This is a genomic window from Mycobacterium sp. JS623 (assembly GCF_000328565.1).
Taxonomy (GTDB): Bacteria; Actinomycetota; Actinomycetes; order Mycobacteriales; family Mycobacteriaceae; genus Mycobacterium.
Genome location: NC_019966.1, coordinates 429,768 through 447,050 on the forward strand (window position 1 = coordinate 429,768; position 17,283 = coordinate 447,050).

Annotated in this window: 20 protein-coding genes; 13 read left to right on the forward strand and 7 right to left on the reverse strand. The window is 66.3% G+C overall.

Annotation, left to right across the window (positions count from 1 at the left end):
- Positions 1 to 125: 125 nt before the first annotated feature.
- Genes ttfA through nhaA form a run of 6 tightly spaced genes read left to right on the forward strand, consistent with a single transcriptional unit; the run spans position 126 to position 6,310 of the window.
- Positions 126 to 986: a trehalose monomycolate transport factor TtfA gene (gene ttfA, locus MYCSM_RS01880; RefSeq protein WP_015304429.1), complete on the forward strand. Its 861-nt coding sequence runs from the start codon at positions 126 to 128 to the stop codon at positions 984 to 986.
- Positions 987 to 1,000: 14 nt separating this feature from the next.
- Complete coding sequence (locus MYCSM_RS01885) at positions 1,001 to 1,777, forward strand: SDR family NAD(P)-dependent oxidoreductase (protein ID WP_015304430.1); 777 nt, start codon at positions 1,001 to 1,003, stop codon at positions 1,775 to 1,777.
- Between the two features lie 11 nt (positions 1,778 to 1,788).
- On the forward strand, positions 1,789 to 2,688 hold the full coding sequence (locus MYCSM_RS01890; RefSeq protein ID WP_015304431.1) for a hypothetical protein: 900 nt from the start codon (positions 1,789 to 1,791) through the stop codon (positions 2,686 to 2,688).
- On the forward strand, positions 2,685 to 3,356 hold the full coding sequence (locus MYCSM_RS01895; RefSeq protein ID WP_015304432.1) for a TrmH family RNA methyltransferase: 672 nt from the start codon (positions 2,685 to 2,687) through the stop codon (positions 3,354 to 3,356). Before MYCSM_RS01890 ends, MYCSM_RS01895 begins: the two co-directional genes overlap by 4 nt.
- Before the next feature lie 15 nt (positions 3,357 to 3,371).
- Complete coding sequence (locus MYCSM_RS01900) at positions 3,372 to 4,475, forward strand: glycoside hydrolase family 76 protein (protein WP_015304433.1); 1,104 nt, start codon at positions 3,372 to 3,374, stop codon at positions 4,473 to 4,475.
- 29 nt (positions 4,476 to 4,504) lie between these two features.
- Positions 4,505 to 6,310: a Na+/H+ antiporter NhaA gene (gene nhaA, locus MYCSM_RS01905; protein ID WP_015304434.1), complete on the forward strand. Its 1,806-nt coding sequence runs from the start codon at positions 4,505 to 4,507 to the stop codon at positions 6,308 to 6,310.
- Positions 6,311 to 6,326: 16 nt separating this feature from the next.
- On the opposite strand, the gene MYCSM_RS01910 is transcribed toward nhaA, so the two are convergent.
- The gene (locus tag MYCSM_RS01910) at positions 6,327 to 7,022 is read right to left on the reverse strand and encodes a VTT domain-containing protein (RefSeq protein WP_015304435.1); all 696 of its coding nucleotides are present in this window, start codon (positions 7,020 to 7,022) and stop codon (positions 6,327 to 6,329) included.
- Between the two features lie 81 nt (positions 7,023 to 7,103).
- Between MYCSM_RS01910 and MYCSM_RS01915 the strand changes: the two genes are divergently transcribed.
- From MYCSM_RS01915 to MYCSM_RS01925, 3 genes are all read left to right on the forward strand, one after another.
- Positions 7,104 to 8,117 carry an alcohol dehydrogenase catalytic domain-containing protein gene (locus MYCSM_RS01915; protein WP_015304436.1) on the forward strand — a complete coding sequence of 338 codons (1,014 nt, stop codon included), beginning with the start codon at positions 7,104 to 7,106 and terminating at the stop codon, positions 8,115 to 8,117.
- Between the two features lie 113 nt (positions 8,118 to 8,230).
- Positions 8,231 to 9,268 carry a class II fructose-bisphosphate aldolase gene (gene fbaA, locus MYCSM_RS01920; RefSeq protein ID WP_015304437.1) on the forward strand — a complete coding sequence of 346 codons (1,038 nt, stop codon included), beginning with the start codon at positions 8,231 to 8,233 and terminating at the stop codon, positions 9,266 to 9,268.
- 36 nt (positions 9,269 to 9,304) lie between these two features.
- Positions 9,305 to 9,586, forward strand: a complete 282-nt coding sequence (locus MYCSM_RS01925; RefSeq protein WP_015304438.1) for a hypothetical protein — start codon at positions 9,305 to 9,307, stop codon at positions 9,584 to 9,586.
- Here the strand turns inward: MYCSM_RS01925 and MYCSM_RS01930 are convergent.
- Positions 9,583 to 10,371 (reverse strand): Rv0361 family membrane protein, encoded by a 789-nt coding sequence (locus MYCSM_RS01930; protein ID WP_041311198.1) that lies wholly within the window; start codon positions 10,369 to 10,371, stop codon positions 9,583 to 9,585. The two genes, MYCSM_RS01925 and MYCSM_RS01930, sit on opposite strands and share 4 nt — an antisense overlap.
- Before the next feature lie 59 nt (positions 10,372 to 10,430).
- Between MYCSM_RS01930 and MYCSM_RS01935 the strand changes: the two genes are divergently transcribed.
- The gene (locus MYCSM_RS01935) at positions 10,431 to 10,847 is read left to right on the forward strand and encodes a DUF3151 domain-containing protein (RefSeq protein WP_041311200.1); all 417 of its coding nucleotides are present in this window, start codon (positions 10,431 to 10,433) and stop codon (positions 10,845 to 10,847) included.
- 1 nt (position 10,848) lies between these two features.
- Here MYCSM_RS01935 and MYCSM_RS01940 read toward each other — a convergent pair whose 3' ends face one another.
- Genes MYCSM_RS01940 through MYCSM_RS01950 form a run of 3 tightly spaced genes read right to left on the reverse strand, consistent with a single transcriptional unit; the run spans position 10,849 to position 13,190 of the window.
- Positions 10,849 to 11,742, reverse strand: a complete 894-nt coding sequence (locus tag MYCSM_RS01940; RefSeq protein ID WP_015304441.1) for a cation diffusion facilitator family transporter — start codon at positions 11,740 to 11,742, stop codon at positions 10,849 to 10,851.
- Between the two features lie 41 nt (positions 11,743 to 11,783).
- Complete coding sequence (locus MYCSM_RS01945; protein WP_015304442.1) at positions 11,784 to 12,563, reverse strand: site-2 protease family protein; 780 nt, start codon at positions 12,561 to 12,563, stop codon at positions 11,784 to 11,786.
- A gap of 36 nt (positions 12,564 to 12,599) precedes the next feature.
- Positions 12,600 to 13,190: a hypothetical protein gene (locus MYCSM_RS01950; RefSeq protein WP_015304443.1), complete on the reverse strand. Its 591-nt coding sequence runs from the start codon at positions 13,188 to 13,190 to the stop codon at positions 12,600 to 12,602.
- Positions 13,191 to 13,271: 81 nt separating this feature from the next.
- Here MYCSM_RS01950 and MYCSM_RS01955 point away from each other — a divergent pair, with 81 nt between their 5' ends.
- Genes MYCSM_RS01955 through MYCSM_RS01965 form a run of 3 tightly spaced genes read left to right on the forward strand, consistent with a single transcriptional unit; the run spans position 13,272 to position 15,907 of the window.
- On the forward strand, positions 13,272 to 14,570 hold the full coding sequence (locus MYCSM_RS01955) for an adenylosuccinate synthase (protein WP_015304444.1): 1,299 nt from the start codon (positions 13,272 to 13,274) through the stop codon (positions 14,568 to 14,570).
- A complete protein-coding gene (locus MYCSM_RS01960; RefSeq protein ID WP_015304445.1) occupies positions 14,567 to 15,211 on the forward strand; it encodes a PaaI family thioesterase in 645 nt (214 codons plus the stop codon). Before MYCSM_RS01955 ends, MYCSM_RS01960 begins: the two co-directional genes overlap by 4 nt.
- Before the next feature lie 18 nt (positions 15,212 to 15,229).
- Complete coding sequence (locus MYCSM_RS01965; RefSeq protein ID WP_015304446.1) at positions 15,230 to 15,907, forward strand: hypothetical protein; 678 nt, start codon at positions 15,230 to 15,232, stop codon at positions 15,905 to 15,907.
- Here the strand turns inward: MYCSM_RS01965 and MYCSM_RS01970 are convergent.
- Together MYCSM_RS01970 and MYCSM_RS01975 are read right to left on the reverse strand one after the other, a co-directional pair.
- Positions 15,881 to 16,072, reverse strand: a complete 192-nt coding sequence (locus MYCSM_RS01970) for a ferredoxin (RefSeq protein WP_041313011.1) — start codon at positions 16,070 to 16,072, stop codon at positions 15,881 to 15,883. The genes MYCSM_RS01965 and MYCSM_RS01970 overlap by 27 nt on opposite strands.
- Complete coding sequence (locus MYCSM_RS01975; protein WP_015304448.1) at positions 16,069 to 17,274, reverse strand: cytochrome P450; 1,206 nt, start codon at positions 17,272 to 17,274, stop codon at positions 16,069 to 16,071. Before MYCSM_RS01975 ends, MYCSM_RS01970 begins: the two co-directional genes overlap by 4 nt.
- Between the last annotated feature and the right edge of the window lie 9 nt (positions 17,275 to 17,283).

Genomic DNA, 17,283 nt, shown 5'->3' on the forward strand with positions numbered 1-17,283 from the left:
TGGCGATCCGCAAAGGCCCCGCACGCTTCGGCGTGTCGGGGCCTTTTGCGTCTGCCGACGCTGATATGGGGTTGTGATCCGCTTGAGTTCGGGAATACAAGCCCCTAACAGATAGGCTTGGTGCAATGGTCCCGCTCTGGTTCACGCTGTCCGCACTCTGTTTCGTGGGTGCGGCGGTGCTGCTGTATGTCGACATCGACCGTCGACGCGGACTGGGTCGCCGCCGCAAGTCCTGGGCGAAGTCGCACGGCTTCGATTACGAGCACGAATCGGCAGACATCATCAAGCGCTGGAAGCGCGGCGTCATTTCGACGGTCGGCGATATCAGCGCCAAGAACGTCGTGCTTGGCCAGATCCGCGGGGAGGCGGTGTTCATCTTCGACCTCGAGGACGTCGCAACGGTCATCGCGCTGCACCGCAAGGTCGGCACCAACGTCGTCGTCGACCTGCGGCTCAAGGGCATCAAAGAGCCGCGGGAAAACGACATCTGGCTGCTCGGCGCGATCGGCCCGCGGATGGTGTACTCCACCAACCTCGACGCAGCCCGCCGCGCTTGTGACCGGCGGATGGTGACGTTCGCCCACACCGCGCCAGACTGCGCGGAAATCATGTGGAACGAACAGAACTGGACGCTGGTGTCGATGCCGGTGACCAGCACGCGCGCGCAGTGGGACGAAGGCCTGCGCACTGTGCGCCAGTTCAACGACCTGCTGCGGGTGCTGCCGCCGATCCCTCAGGCCATCACGGGCCAGCCCGTCGCGCGCCGCAGCGGCTCGCCGAGCCGCCCCCTCACGCCCGCGCCAGGGCGCGCTGAATCTCTTCCGCCCGCCCGCTCCCAGCCGACAACCGGCCGGGCGGACCTGCCGCCGGGCCGCGCCGACGTCGGCCGTTACGTCCCTCGCCCCGAGGCAGGCCGTGCCGAAGGGGTACGCCGCCCGCCGCCGCCCTCGCGCAACGGTCGGCAGTCTCCGCACTACCAGCGGTAAGTAATGTCTAGGGCATGTCTCGCCCCGTCGCACTGATCACTGGACCGACGTCCGGGCTCGGCGCGGGATTCGCCCGCCGCTACGCCGTCGACGGCTACGACCTGGTGCTGGTCGCCCGCGACGCCGGCCGGCTGGAGCGCCTCGCCGCCGAACTGCATGACGAAGCCGGCGCCGGAGTCGAAGTGCTCGTCGCGGACCTGGCCGCCGACGCCGACCGCGCGAAGGTGGCGGATCGGCTATCGGCCGGCGTGCGGGTTCTGGTGAACAACGCGGGATTTGGTACGTCCGGCGAATTCTGGACGGCGGATTACGCGAAGCTGCAAGCCCAGCTCGACGTCAACGTCACCGCGGTGATGCAGCTGACCCACGCCGCACTGCCACCGATGCTGGCCGCCAACGAGGGCACCGTGATCAACGTCGCGAGCGTTGCGGGGCTGCTGCCCGGCCGCGGGTCGACGTATTCGGCGTCCAAGGCGTGGGTGATCGCGTTCTCCGAAGGGTTGGCCAACGGCCTGACCGACACCCATGTCGGGGTGCATGCGCTGTGTCCTGGCTTCGTGCACACCGAGTTTCACGCCCGCGCCGGGATCGAGATGAGCGGCACCCCGTCGTTCCTGTGGCTCGAGGTCGACGACGTGGTCCGTGAGTGCATGGCCGACGTCGCCAAGGGCAAGGTCGTCATCGTGCCGGGCTTGCAGTACAAGGCGCTCACCACCGGCGGGCGGATGGTGCCGCGAAACGTGTTGCGCGCCATGACAAAGGTTGTCGGCCGCGGCCGAGGACGAACTTGAGCCGCACCTAGATGCGCGCACTCATCGCCATCATGGCGGCGATTGTCATGGTCGCCTCGGCGTGCTCCGGCGACGACCCGCGACCCGCCCCGTACTCCACACAGTCTGCGGCGTTCGGTCAATCGCTGTCGCTGCTCGGCTGGAACATCTCCGTGTCGAATCTTCGTTTCGACGCCGACTATGTCCTCGTTGACGTCGATGGGTCGGTGCCGAAGAAGGATGCGCCGCACGCCAAACCCGAGGACATCCGATTCGGGTTGTACGGCGCGCTGGCGCATCCGATCGAGGCCAATGCGCTTGGCGCGTGCAAGGACGTGACAAGCCTTGCGGTGCAACCATTGTCGATGCCGACGCCGGATCGGATGACCGGCACCCTGTGTTTTGGGCCGCAGCGTGACCAGTCGCAAGTACGCGGTGTCTACGTGTACTCGCCGCGGGAACGGATTCCCGACACGGTTGCGGCGTACCCCGCGGCGTTTCCCGTCGGCCTGCTGCCCACGAACCAGAACGACACCGGGCTGATGCTGAAGACATCGAGCGTTGACGCGTTTCGCGCCGACGGTGCGCAGCTCGACCCGTCGGCCATGGGCGATCCGAATGCGTTCTCCGGCAACGGCTATATGCTGCTCGGTCTCGAAATCGACGGTCTGGCAGCGCGGTACCGCGACGATTCAGCGCGCCGCGGCGGTCCAATGATGGTGCTGGCCGCACCGACGCTGCCGCCCCCCGGACTGAGCCATGCCTGCGACGTCTACGGCGCCTCGGTGCTCGTTCTGCCCGACGCGTCGCGCGACGCCGTTCAGGTTCGCGTCTCGTTGTGCACGCAGGGCGACATCAACGCGGCGCTGCTGTACGCGACCGTGTCGATGGTCGGCACCCACGCCGGGCTGTGGGAGAAAGAAAAAGGATGACGCCGCGTCGGCCCAATGTCGCCGCCGAAGCGGTTCCGGGGCCCACCGAGTGGGGTGACACACCCGGCGTCGGCCCATGGCAAGGCCCGCTGCCCGACGACGCGCGCTACGACCCCACGCTGCTGCGAGAGGGCGACACGCGCAACGTCGTTGACGCATACCGGTACTGGACGCGCGACGCGATCATCGCCGACATCGACGCACGCAGGCACCCGCTGCACATCGCGATCGAGAACTTCGGCAACGACGCGAACATCGGCTCGGTGGTGCGCACGGCGAACGCCTTCGCCGTCGACACCGTGCACATCGTCGGTAGGCGACGCTGGAACCGGCGCGGCGCCATGGTCACCGATCGCTATCAGCGCCTGTGTCACCACGACACCACCCCCGAACTGTTGGCGTTCGCCGCGGATGCCGGCCTGACCGTCGTCGCCGTCGACAACGTTCCCGGCGCGGTGCGCATCGAACACACCGCGCTTCCGCGCAATTGCCTGCTGATCTTCGGCCAGGAGGGGCCCGGCATCAGCGATGAGGCAAGGGCGGGCGCCGCGGTCACGGTGTCCATCGCGCAATTCGGCTCGACCCGCAGCATCAACGCCGGGGTTGCTGCGGGCATCGCCATGCACACCTGGATCACTCAACATGGGGACATTTCGGCGGCCTGGTAGGGCAGGATCAACACCATGGATCAGGTATGGGCCAACCGCGCCGCGAGTGCGGAGGCCGCGATTGCCACCCGACATCTGAAGCGAGTCTGGAAACTGCCTGGGACCCAACTCGGTGTGGTGTCTTGGCCGCCGACGCGGCACGACGCTGAGTTCCGCACGTGGCACTACTGGTGGCAGGCGCATCTGCTGGACTGTCTGGTCGACGCGCAGGTGCGCGACCCTCAACCCGAGCGAATCATCAAGATAACCAGGCAGATCCGGTCACACCGGCTGCGCAACAACTTCTCCTGGGTCAACAACTATTACGACGACATGGCGTGGCTGGCGCTCGCGCTCGAGCGCGCAGGCCGGCTCGCAGGAGTTGAGCGACCGAACGCACTGAAAAAACTATCCGAGCAGTTTCTCAACGCATGGGTGCCCGAGGACGGTGGCGGCATCCCGTGGCGCAAACAGGACCAGTTCTTCAACGCGCCCGCCAACGGGCCCGCCGCGATATTCCTGGCCCGCTACGAAGACCGGCTGCGGCGCGCCCAGCAGATGTCGGACTGGATCGACGAAACCCTCATCGATGCGGACACCCACCTGGTGTTCGACGGCATCAAGGCCGGGTCACTGGTGCGCGCCCAGTACACGTATTGCCAGGGCGTGGTGATCGGGCTGGACGTCGAGTTGGCGGCGCGCACCAAAGATCCCGTGCACGCTGCGCGGGTGCACCGGCTCGTCAAGGCGGTGCGCGACAACATGGCACCCGACGGCATCATCAAGGGGGCTGGCGGCGGCGACGGCGGTCTGTTCAGCGGCATCCTGGCGCGCTACCTCGCGTTGGTGGTCACCACGCTGCCCGGTGATGCACCCGAAGACGTCGAGGCCCGCGATATCGCCCGCACGATCGTGCACACCTCCGCGCAGGCGGCGTGGGACAACCGCCAAAATGTAGATGACCTACCGTTGTTTGCCGCTTTCTGGGAACGCCCAGCCGAAATCCCCACGGCCGGCGGAAAATCGGCGGAGTTCGTGGGGGGCGCCGTCAACGCCTCCGAGATTGCCGAGCGTGACCTCTCCGTCCAGTTGTCGGGCTGGATGCTGATGGAGGCCGCCCACACCGTCGCCAACGAGTGACGTCGCCCGCCGTTCCCCGCATCGTTCGCATGCTGCCGGGCCGGTTCAGCCGCGATCCCAAGGCGCCAGGCACGAAGGAAAACTGCGCTGCCGCGCTACTGCTCGCATTCACACTTGCGGCGATTATCTGGGCCAATTCGCCTTGGGCACAGTCTTATTGGGCGCTGCTGAACATGCACGTCGGCTTCACGTTCGGCGAGCACACCGCCGAGCTGACGGTCAAGCATCTGATCAACGAAGGCCTGATGACGTTCTTCTTCTTCATCGTTGGGCTCGAGGTCACCAGTGAGTTCACCATCGGCGAATTGACCGATCGCGCGCGGGCTGCAGTTCCGGTCGTCGCCGCGATCGCAGGCCTCACCTTGCCCGCCGTCATCTTCCTTGTCTTCAACGCGTCAGGTGAGAACGCGCAGGCGTGGGGTGTTGTCATCTCCACCGACACCGCGTTCCTCATCGGCGCGCTGGCCATCATCAAACCCAAATACCCTGCCCGACTGCGGATCTTCCTGCTGACTCTGGCGGTCGTCGACGATATCGGCGCGCTCTGCGTGATCGCGCTGTTCTACTCCGACCGCATCAACGTCGTTCCGCTGGCCGTTTCGGTCGGCCTGATCGCAGCGTTGGCACTGGTCCGGTTCCTGCCTGCGGCCCGCGGCCCGGCCTATGCGCTCCTCGGCTTTGCGCTGTGGGTTGCGTTGTCCACGGCTGGGGTTCATCCGACTCTGGCCGGTGTCGCCGTCGCGCTGCTGATTCCCGTCTTCACGCCAGACCGCAGCCAAGTCGAGCAGACCGTCGACATGATTCGCGCTTTCAGGCAGTCGCCCAACTCGCAATACGCCCGCGCCGCCACTCGCGGTCTACGGGATTCGATTTCGATCAACGAACGCTTGCAGACCACCGTCGGCCCCTACGTGTCCTTTGTCGTGTTGCCGCTGTTCGCGTTGGCCAACGCAGGTGTGCGGCTCGATGCCGCCAGCGTGATGGCCGCGCTGCACTCGACCCTGACGTGGGGCATCTTCGCCGGCCTGGTGCTCGGGAAGTTCATCGGCATCACGGGTGCGACGTGGTTCATGCAGCGCACCGGTCTGGGGCGGCTGGCGCCGGGCGGGACGCTGGGCCGGGCGGCCGGTGGTGCCGTGTTGTCCGGAATCGGTTTCACCATTTCGCTTTTCATCGTCGACATCGCGATCGCCGAACCGGCACGACAGGATCAGGCGCGGGTCGGGGTGCTGCTGGCCTCGGTCATCGCGTTCCTTGCCGGCTTGTCGATCTTCCGGCTCATCGACTGGCTCAGCCCGCCGAAACCCGTGGGGCTCAAGCTAATCCGAGACGTCGACCCGGCGCGTGACCACATTCGGGGCGACCCGCAGGCACCGCTGACACTGGTGGAATACGGCGACTACGAGTGCCCGTTCTGTAGCCGTGCCACCGGTGCGATCGACGAGGTGGCCGAGCACTTCGGCGCGCGGCTGCGATACGTGTGGCGCCACCTGCCGTTGGAGCGCGTGCACCCTCGCGCATTCGATGCCGCACGGGCGGCGGAGGCGGCGGGTCTGCAGGGCAAGTACTTCGAGATGGGCAAGATGCTCTTCGCGCATCAGGACGATCTGGAGTGGTCGGATATCTACCGGTACGCCAACGCGATCGACCTCGACCTCGAGCGGTTCGACCAGGACGTGCGTGTGCATCCGACGAAGGTGCTGCACCGGGTGCAGGACGACGCGCAGGACGCCGAACTGATGGATCTCAACTCGACGCCGACCTTCTTCGTCAACGGCAAGCGGCACAAGGGCCCGTGGGATTCCGCCAGCCTGATTCGCGCGCTGGAGAGCTAGGAGCTGCTGACCGGCTCTAGCCTTCGGCTGGCTCGCCAGCCGCCTTCTTCGCGGCCCGCCGCCGCTTGTACCACTCGATGACCATCGGCATGACCGAGATCACCGCGATCAGGATGAAGATCGGCTCGAGCAGCTTCTGGATGACTTCGAATTGGCCGAGCCCATATCCGAGGAGCGTGAGGCCGACGCCCCATACCACCGCGCCGATGACGTTGAAAAGCGTGAACGCGCCGTAGCTCATCCGGGCTGCGCCGGCGGTGATCGGCGCCAGCGTCCGCACGATCGGCACGAAGCGGGCGAGCACGATCGCGAACGGCCCGCGCTCCTCGAAGAAGGTGTGGGCCTCGTCCAGGTAGCGCTGCCGCAGGACGCGGGCGTTCGGTTTGAACATCGCCGTGCCCACGTAGCGGCCGATGAAGTAGCCGGCCTGCCCGCCGAGGATGGCGGCGATCGGGATGAAGACCAGCAGCTGCCACAGCTGGAAATTGGCCTGGCCCGCGGCGGCCGTCCCCGCGGCGAGCATGCCCGCGACGAACAACAGCGTGTCGCCGGGCAGCACCGGGAACAGCACACCGGACTCGACGAAGATCACGACCAGCAGCCCCACCAAGGCCCACGCACCGAAGTATCCGATGAGCTTGATCGGGTCCAGGAAGTCCGGCATCAACGCCAGCTGGTTCGCAGCCGCGGAGACGGCGGTCGTGGTGTCCATGGGCCCCCAAGATACCGGTGCGGCCCTGTGAGGCCTCTGTACCGGGCTGTGGGGAGCGGTCGTCGGCGTTAGGGTCCGGCTATGACCACCCACAAAGCCGTCCATGTCGCATCCGCCAATGCGCCGCTGACCCTCGTCGACGTCGAGACCACTCCGCCTGGCCCCGGCCATGTCCGGATCACGGTCGCGGCCTGTGGCGTGTGCGGCACCGACCACGGTTTCGTCGCAGGTGGCTTTCCGAACATGACCTGGCCGGTGACGCTTGGCCATGAGATCGCGGGGACGATCGCCGAGCTGGGCGACGGTGTTGAGGGATTCGCCGTCGGTGACCGGGTGGCGGTCGGCTGGTTCGGCGGCAACTGCAACCGCTGCATCCCCTGTCGCCAGGGCAAGTTCATGCAGTGCGTGAACGGCGAGGTGCCGAGCTGGCACTACCCGGGCGGCTACGCGGAGTCGGTGGCGGCCCCCGCGACGGCGCTCGCGCGCATCCCCGACGAATTGTCGTTTGCCGAAGCGGCGCCGATGGGCTGCGCGGGCGTGACGACGTACAACGCGCTGCGGCGGACGAAAGCCGTCGCAGGCGACCGGGTCGCGGTGCTCGGCATCGGCGGGCTGGGCCACCTCGGCGTGCAGTGGGGGAAGGCCATGGGCTTCGAGACGATCGCGATTGCGCGCGGCGCCGACAAAGAGGCAAACGCCCGCGAACTCGGCGCCCATCACTACATCGATTCGAGGGCCACCGACGTCGCCGCCGCATTGCAGGATCTCGGCGGGGCGGCGGTCGTGCTTGCGACCGCGGCCAACTCGCAGGCGATGGCCGACACCGTCGGGGGCTTGTCGGCCGAGGGTGAGCTCGTCATCGTCGGCGTCACCGCTGACCCGTTGCCAATCGCGCCCATCCAGCTGATCACCCCGGGCCTGTCGGTGCAGGGGCATCCGTCCGGCACGGCGCGCGACGTCGAGGAGACGATGCACTTCGCGGTGTTGTCGGGAGTTCGGGCCTGGATCGAGGAGCGGCCGCTGACCGAGGCCGCCGACGCCTATGCGGCGATGGAGGAAGGCCGTGCCCGCTACCGCATGGTGCTGACTATGTGATGCCGACCGCGTTGAACGCCTGCTGTCGCCCGTGGCTGGACGCCGAACTCCCGAGTAGGAACCGTTCCTGAGATACTCCCTGCAGAGACCGGATCAGCCGAGAGGAACTTCAAATGCCCATCGCAACGCCTGAGGTTTACGCAGAGATGCTGGGGCGCGCCAAGGAGCACTCGTTCGCGTTCCCGGCGATCAACTGTGTCGGCTCGGAGAGCATCAACGCCGCGCTCAAGGGCTTTGCCGATGCGGGCAGCGACGGCATCATCCAGTTCTCTACCGGCGGTGCCGAGTTCGGCTCCGGCCTCGGCGTCAAGGACATGGTGACCGGCGCCGTCGCGCTGGCCGAGTTCGCCCACGTCGTGGCCGACAAGTACCCGATCACCGTCGCGCTGCACACCGACCACTGTCCGAAGGACAAGCTGGACACCTACGTCAAGCCGCTGCTGGCCATCTCGCAGAAGCGGGTCGCCGAAGGCCGCAATCCGCTGTTCCAGTCACATATGTGGGACGGGTCGGCGGTGCCGATCGACGAGAACCTCGACATCGCGCGCGAGCTGCTCAAGGAGGCCGCGGCCGCCAAGATCATCCTCGAGATCGAGATCGGCGTCGTCGGTGGTGAGGAGGACGGCGTCGCCCACGAGATCAACGACAAGCTCTACACCACGCCAGAGGATTTCGAGAAGACCATCGAGGCGCTCGGCGCGGGTGAGCACGGCAAGTACCTGCTGGCCGCGACGTTCGGCAATGTGCACGGGGTCTACAAGCCGGGCAACGTCAAGCTGCGTCCCGACGTTCTGGAGCAGGGTCAGCGGGTCGCCGCCGCCAAGCTCGGATTGGCCGAGGGCGCAAAGCCTTTCGACTTCGTGTTCCACGGCGGATCGGGCTCGCTGAAGTCCGAGATCGAGGACTCACTCAAGTACGGCGTCGTCAAGATGAACGTCGACACCGACACCCAGTACGCGTTCACCCGTCCGCTGGCCGGCCACATGTTCACCAATTACGACGGCGTGCTGAAGATCGACGGCGAGGTCGGCAACAAGAAGGCCTACGACCCGCGCAGTTACCTCAAGAAGGCCGAGGCCGGCATGAGTGAGCGCATCGTCGAGGCCTGCCAGGATCTGCATAGCGCTGGCCGGTCGGTGTCGGCCGGCTGAGCCGGCAATTCAACCGACCGGGCTAGGCTGATCATCGTGAAGCGTCAAATCCTGCTCGCCTGCACCTTCGCGATGGCCATGGGATCGATCGCGGTCGCTGCGCCGGCCTCGGCCGACACTTGCCCGTGGGGCACCGTGCCTCGGTTCGACGGCGTGTGCACGCAGGGGCACTCAGGTGGCGCTCCGCCAGCCGGCATCACGGTTCCGCCGCAGGGCGCCGACATTGTCAGCCTGCCCGGCCAGTACCCGACGGTTAACGGCATCCCGTGCAGCCAGGAGCACCTCGGCACCTGCTACGCGATGTCTCAAAACGGCTAGCCGTCGGGCGCCTGGCAGATCTTCCACTGATCGTCGCGGAACTGTAGATCGAAGCTGCGCGTCGACCGCGTCTGCGGCGCGTTGGCCATGAAACTGGTGACGTTGGCTTCTGCATGACCGCGATTGACCACCACCTGATCAATGCTCGCGACCACGGGATACTGCTTGGCCGCCGCGACCCTGGCGTGCGTTTCCTTCCACGCCCGCTCGTCGTAGTTGACGTAGCTGTCGCGGGTGGTGCCGCAGGTGATGCTGCGCAGGGTGGCCAGGTCGCCGTTCTGGACGGCGACGTCGAAGTTCTGGATCGTCGTGCGGACCTTGTCCTCTTCGGACGCCTTCGGTGTCGAATCGCGGGTCAACAACACAGTGCCGAGGATCGCGACCGCCACCATTGCGGCGATCACCAAGACCACCGCCACTACCCAACCCCAGCTGCGACGGTTTCGCGGCGTCTTAAGCGGCGTCTCTACACGGGGCGGAATGAGCTGCGGTGCAACAGGTTTCGGGCCGGGCACCGGTGGCATCACCTCGGTGGCCGGATCGGCCGGGGTATCGATGCGCTGGGTCGAACCGTCGAATCCCGATGGCGCGGTATACCGGCGCTCGACGGGCTGATTCGTCTCCTCGGTCGGCAGTTGGGCCTCGGCCTCCGGCGACAACAGGATCTCGGTAGCGGGCTCGTGCACCGGATCGGTCACGGCTTCCGCCGGCTGGGTGTTAGCAGTCTCTTCTGCCGCAGGTTTTCCTGCGTCATCCGGTTGCTCAGGCCCTGATGGGTTCGACATCCGTGCTGTGGTCCCTCCCTCTGCGAACTACCGGTGCAGCCTATCGGCACAATGTGGGCATGACGCGCATGGGAGATCTCCTCGGACCCGACCCGGTACTGCTACCTGGTGATCCCGCGGCGGAGGCCGAACTGGCCGCCTCCGAGAATCCATCGATTGTGGCCGCCGCACATCCCTCGGCGTCGGTGGCGTGGGCCGCACTCGCCGAGGATGCGCTTGCCGACGACAAGGCCGTCGCCGCCTATGCGTACGCCCGCACCGGTTATCACCGCGGGCTGGATCAGTTGCGCCGCAACGGATGGAAGGGCTTCGGCCCGGTGCCCTACCGCCACGAGCCCAACCGCGGGTTCCTGCGGTGCGTGGCCGCGCTCGCGCGCGCCGCAGATTCGATCGGCGAGACCGACGAGTATCAGCGCTGCCTCGATCTGCTCGACGACTGCGACCCGGCGGCCCGTTCCGAACTGGGTCTGTTCTAGCTCAGTACTCCGCTTCGCATTCGCAGTCGGCGGCCGCGTCCGGCGGTTCCACCTGAACCGTCGCGTGGTCGAGTCCGCGGGCGCTCAACACGGCCCGAGCGTCGTCGAGCACCAGCGCCGAATCCCGATCGCTCGTCAGGTGCGCGGTGACCATGTCCTTGCCGGGCACCAGCGTCCACACGTGCAGATCGTGCACCTCGGCCACCCCCTCGACGGCGCACAGCGCATTGCGCAGTTCGTCGACGTCGATGTGACTCGGCGACGATTCCGACAGGATCCGCAGCGCCGCACGCGCGAGCGAGATGGCTCGGGGCAACACCCACAACGCCACCAACACCGCGACCACGACGTCGGCGTAGGGCCAGCGCGTCGTCACGGTGACGATCCCGGCGATCAGCACGCCGAAGCTGCCGACTGTGTCGGCGACCACCTCCATGTAGGCGCCCTTGACGGCGAGGCTCTCCTTGGAGTGCGAGCGCAACAGCAGCACGACGATGGCGTTGGCCACCAGCCCCGCCAGCGCGACGACGATCATCGGAATCCCGGGGACCTCGGGCGCATTGCCGAGGCGTTCGAGGGCCTCGTAAAGGATGAACACGGCGACGCCGAGCAGCAGCACGGCGTTGGCGACCGCGGTGAACACCTCGGCTCGATGCCAGCCATAGGTTCGCGCGGGGGACGCGCTGCCGTGGCGGGCCAGCAGCACCGCGGTAAGTCCCATGAACATCGCCACGAGATCGGTGAGCATGTGCCCGGCGTCGGACAGCAGGACAAGTGAGTTGATCACCAGCGCGGTGGTGAGCTCGAGAGCGAAGAACGCGGTCAGTATCCCCGCGGCGATGACCATGCGGCTGACACGGGTGTCGGCATGGTTGTGGTCGTGTCCGGCACCCATGCCTGCAATCTATGCGTAAAGACGCATATGTCGCAAGGTCGTCAGAACCAGGCCGACCAGAACCTCGTCAGCAACATGCCGACCCTCCACAGCTCGGGATTGAGCCCGGACAGTCCGAACAACCAGTCGATGACGCCGAAGAACCAGCGGTTGACCTGGGGTGTGAACAGCAACAGCAGCAGCACGAAAAATGCCCAGCCCTTGGCGGGTTCCAGCATGCGTTGTGTCTGTGGGCTCAGGTGCGGCTCGAGCGCGCTGTATCCGTCGAGGCCCGGCACGGGAAGGATGTTCAGCACGAATGCGGTCACCTGCAGGAAGCCGAGGAAAGCCATGGCCGCCCAGAACACCAAGTGTTCTTGCGCGGCAAGCAGACTCGTCACCGCCAGCACGACGATCGCGAACACCACGTTGGTGGCCGGTCCGGCCAGGCTGACCAATGTCTTCTGCCGCTTGGTCATCCACGAGGTGCGGACGTACACCGCACCGCCCGGCAGACCGATACCGCCCAGCGCGATGAACAGTGCAGGCAGACCGAGCGACAGCAACGGATGCGAATACTTCAGCGGGTTCAGGGTCAGGTAGCCACGCACTTCGACGTCGCGGTCGCCGAAGCGCCATGCGGTGTAGGCGTGTGCGAACTCGTGCAGACACAGCGAAACCAGAAAGCCGGCGATCACGAAGATGAAGACGCCGACGCGGGCCAGGGGCTTAGTGGGGTCGGTGGCCAGCCAGGCCAGCACGCCGCCGACGATTGTGAGCGCCACGATGGCCAAGAAGACCGGGCTGGGCCGCACCGATTGGCGCAGCGGGCGGATGTTCACGTCACGACGCTACCGTCGAAAGTGCGCACAGGGTCGTTACGTGACCCGCAGCCAACCCTCGGTGTGCCGATAGAACGTCGAGCGCCGAACCGGCCTCGGCGCGGGCACGCCGTCGCGCACCACCAGCGCAGCGTCCGTGCCGAGCTGCGCGGCGCGGCCCGTCACCCAGCGTTTCGGCCGCATGCGAGAGGTCAGCACGCTGGCGCGCAGGCCCGGCATCGTCTCGGTCGGCTCGATCCGCACCCCGGTCACGTCGCCGTCGAACAGCAGGGTGTCGTCGGTGACGGCTTCGCCGTGAATGGTTCGGGCGTCTTCGCCTGCCGGCAGCCAGAACGCGGCGCCGACGATGACGGTTCCGGTCTCGTCGCGGATCAGCGGAACCCGTCGGGCCTGCCCGGTTCGGGCACGGCGGGCGTGCCATGGTCGACGGGCGTGGCCGACCTCGACGTCGAGCCGGTCTGCCTTCAGTAGACGTGTCAGCACCGACGCCAGATCGGTGTCCGATCCGACCACGATGACCCTGCCGTGACTGGCGATGTCGTCGATGCCGACCACCGGCAGATCCCGCAGCCCGCGGGGCACTTCACGGCTCGCGAACACCGACACCACGACGTCCACTGTGGTCAACAGGGCTCCTCGCGGTGGGCTGGGATAGGGTGGGTCACCGGCTGCCACTGTATTGAGGCAGATAGTGCGGGAGAAAATGCCATGCCGGCAATCGTGCTCATCGGTGCCCAGTGGGGGGACGAGGGCAAAGGAAAGGCCACCGACCTGCTCGGTGGCCGTGTCCAGTGGGTGGTTCGTTATCAAGGTGGCAACAACGCCGGCCATACGGTGGTGCTGCCCAGTGGCGAGAACTTCGCCCTTCACCTGATCCCTTCGGGCATCCTCACCCCTGGCGTCACGAACGTCATCGGTAACGGTGTCGTCGTCGATCCGGCCGTACTGCTCACCGAGCTCAAGGGCCTCGAGGATCGCGGCGTCGACACAGAGCGGCTGCTGATCTCCGCCGACGCGCACCTGTTGATGCCGTACCACGTGGCGATGGACAAGGTGGTCGAGCGGTATGCGGGCAGCAAGAAGATCGGCACCACCGGCCGCGGCATCGGCCCGTGCTATCAGGACAAGATCGCGCGCATTGGCATCCGCGTCGCCGACGTGCTCGACGAGTCGCTGCTGGCCCAAAAGATCGAGGCCGCACTGGAATTGAAGAACCAGGTGCTGGTCAAGATCTACAACCGCAAGGCACTGGACGCGGCTGAGGTGGTCGAGAACCTGCTGACCGAGGCCGAGGGGTTCAAGCACCGCATCGCCGACAGTCGCTACCTGCTGAACAAGGCACTGGAGCAGGGCGAGACGGTGTTGTTGGAGGGCTCGCAGGGCACGCTGCTCGACGTCGACCACGGCACGTATCCCTTTGTCACGTCGTCGAATCCAACTGCGGGCGGCGCGGCCGTCGGGTCAGGCATCGGCCCGACGCGCATCACCACCGTGTTGGGCATCTTGAAGGCCTACACCACGCGGGTCGGCTCCGGTCCGTTCCCCACCGAGTTGTTCGATCAGTTCGGCGAGTACCTGTCGAAGACGGGTGGCGAGGTCGGGGTGACGACGGGGCGGCGTCGCCGGTGCGGGTGGTTCGATGCGGTGATCGCCCGCTACGCCACTCGGGTCAACGGGATCACGGATTACTTCCTGACCAAGCTCGACGTGCTGTCCAGTCTGGAGACCGTTCCGGTGTGCATCGGATATCGCGTCGACGGCAAGCGCGTCGACGACATGCCGATGACGCAGAGCGACATCGCCCGCGCGGAACCGATTTACGAGGAACTGCCCGGCTGGTGGGAAGACATCTCCGACGCCCGAGAGTTCGACGATCTGCCCGCCAAGGCGCGCGACTACGTGTTGCGGCTCGAAGAGCTTGCCGGAGCACATGTTTCGTGCATCGGTGTCGGGCCGGGGCGTGAGCAGACGATTGTGCGCCGCGACGTCCTGGCGGCCAGTTCGTGAGCGACGATCCGCATCTCGTCGATCCCGATTACGACAAACACGGCGGCTTCCCGAATTTCGAAGCAGCAGAGCCAGGTCCGGGATTCGCGCGATTCTTGACCGCGATGCGCCGGGCCCAGGATCTGGCGGTGTCGGCCGATCCCGACAGTGACACTTGGGATCTGGCGGCCGATCGTGCCGAGGAACTCGTGAAACTGCTCGGCCCGTTCGAGGCGCCCGAAGGCGTCGGCCCGGCCAACCGGGTGCCATCGTTGCCCGGTGCGGGCAGCCTGTTGATGCCGCCGTATCGGGTGACGAAGTTCGAACCCGACGGCGTCGAATTGAGCGTGCAATTCAGCAGGTTCTCGGTCGGCGGAAACTATGCGGTGCACGGCGGTGTGTTGCCGCTGCTGTTCGACTCGGTGTTCGGCATGGTGATTCACGCGGCAGGTCGCCCGATCAGCCGCACCGCGTTCCTGCATGTCGACTATCGCAAGGTGACGCCGATCGACACGCCGCTCGTTGCGCGCGGCTGGGTTCGCGAGGCCGAGGGCCGTAAGGCGTTCGTCAACGCGTCGCTACATGACCCCAGCGATCCTGAAGCCAACGTGCTCGCAGAAGCCAACGGGCTGATGATCAGATTGCTCCCCGGTCAGCCGTAGCCGTGTCACGATGACGGCATGACACGTCCGCCTGGCGATCGTCTGCGCAGTCTGACGACGCCGCGTGCAGCGGCAGTGGCGGGGGTGTTGTTCGCTCTGCTGTTCGGTACCGCGTTGGTGCTCATCCGCCTGGCGCTGCCGGAGGGTGAGGAGCCCGGTGCCCAATGGCTGCAGACGGGCAGCACGAATCTCAAGATCGCCGCGACGATCATGCCGTTCGCGGCCATCGCGTTCCTGTGGTTCATGGGTGTGGTGCGCGACGGGCTCGGGCGCTACGAGGACAAGTTCTTCTCGACGGTATTCCTCGGCAGCGGGTTGTTGTTCCTCGCGATGATGTTCGTCGCGGCCGGTGTGGGCGCTGGGCTGGAGCGAAGCCACGCGGCAGCTGATCCGTACGTCGCCACCTTCGGTCAGATGGTGTTGCTGACGGTGTCCAAGACCTACGCGCTTCGGATGGCGGCGGTGTTCATGATGTCGCTGGCCACCATCTGGCTCAAAACCGGACTGATGCCGCGCTGGCTGGTAGGGGTGAGTTACCTTGCGGCCGTTGGACTTCTCGTTGCCAGCGACATCACGATGTGGCTCGTGCTGGCGTTCCCGGTCTGGGTGCTGGTCGTCAGCCTGCTGCTACTGTCGCGTGCCGGCGTCATCGACCTGGATCGCGACAACTCAGTCGACCACCCGCAAAGCCTCTGACGGACACAGCTTTACCGCCTCGCGGGCGTGCGCCTCTTCGGCCTCGGGTACCTCATCGACAAGCACCACGACGATGCCGTCGTCGTCCTGATCGAACACCGCCCCCGCGACCATCACGCAGTTGCCCGCGCTGATGCACACGTCGCGATCCGCTGAAACTTTCACCACGTCACCTCCAGCGATTTCAAACCGTAGATGAAGTGAAACGAGCGGAACGGCACATCCGCGAAGTCTTCCGCCAGCGCCAACGAAGGGAACCGACGCAGCAGCGCCGGGAACGCGATCCGCATCTCCATGCGCGCCAGCGGTGCACCAAGGCAATGGTGCACACCATGGCCGAACGCGAGATGCCCAGGCGCGCCGCGTCGAATGTCGAGCACCTCCGGCGAACCGATGAAGTCCGGATCGCGATTGCCCGACGGCAGCGACACGAACACCAACTCACCCGCGGGAATCGTCACGCCCGCGATCTCGACCTCGGTGGTGGTGATGCGCGGAATCGCGCTGTGCACGATCGACAGCCACCGCAGCAGCTCCTCGACGGCAGGCCCGACCGCATCAGGGTCGTCGCGCACCGCGGCCAGCTGCTCGGGATGCCGCAGCAGTGCGAGCGTGCCGAGGCCCAGCATGTTCGACGTGGTCTCATGCCCTGCGAGCAGCAAAAGGCCTGCAATGCCGATGAGTTCGTCATTGGTCAACTCGTCGCCGTGTTCGCGCACCAACATGCCGAGGATGTCCTCGCCGGGTTGCCTACGTGACCGCTCGACCAGTGAGCCCATGTACGCGCGGCTCTGGCGCTGCAGTTCCAGCCGCTCGGGAATCGGAATCGACAGATCCAGCTGACGGGCGCTGCGCTGCTGGAAGTCGTCGCGGTCGTCGTACGGCACACCGATCAGTTCACAGATCACCAGCGACGGGATCGGCAACGCGAACGTCGTCACCAAATCGACTGGCGGACCGGCCTTTTCCATCAGATCCAGCTGCCCGTCGACGATCTCAGCGATGCGCGGCTCGAGCAGCCTCATCCGCCGGATGGTGAATTCGGCGGTCAGCATGCGCCTCAGCCGCTGATGCTCCGGCGGGTCGAGGCTCAGCAGATTGCCCGCCCGTGCGCTGGTCACTTCCTCCTCTGGAATCTCCGGCGCGCCGGGCAGCGCGAAACCAGGTGGCCGGGAATTGGAAAACCGCTCGTGGTCCGACAGCACATCTTTGATGTCCTCGTGCCGGGTGACCAGGTACACCTTCATGCCGAACGAATTGACCATGGTGCGCACACCATCCGTCTCGCGGATGTCGCGCAGTGCGGGCGTCGGATCGAACGCGACCCGCCGCATGTGAAGCGGGGGCAGCTCGGGTGCTTGGGTCATGAATCGACG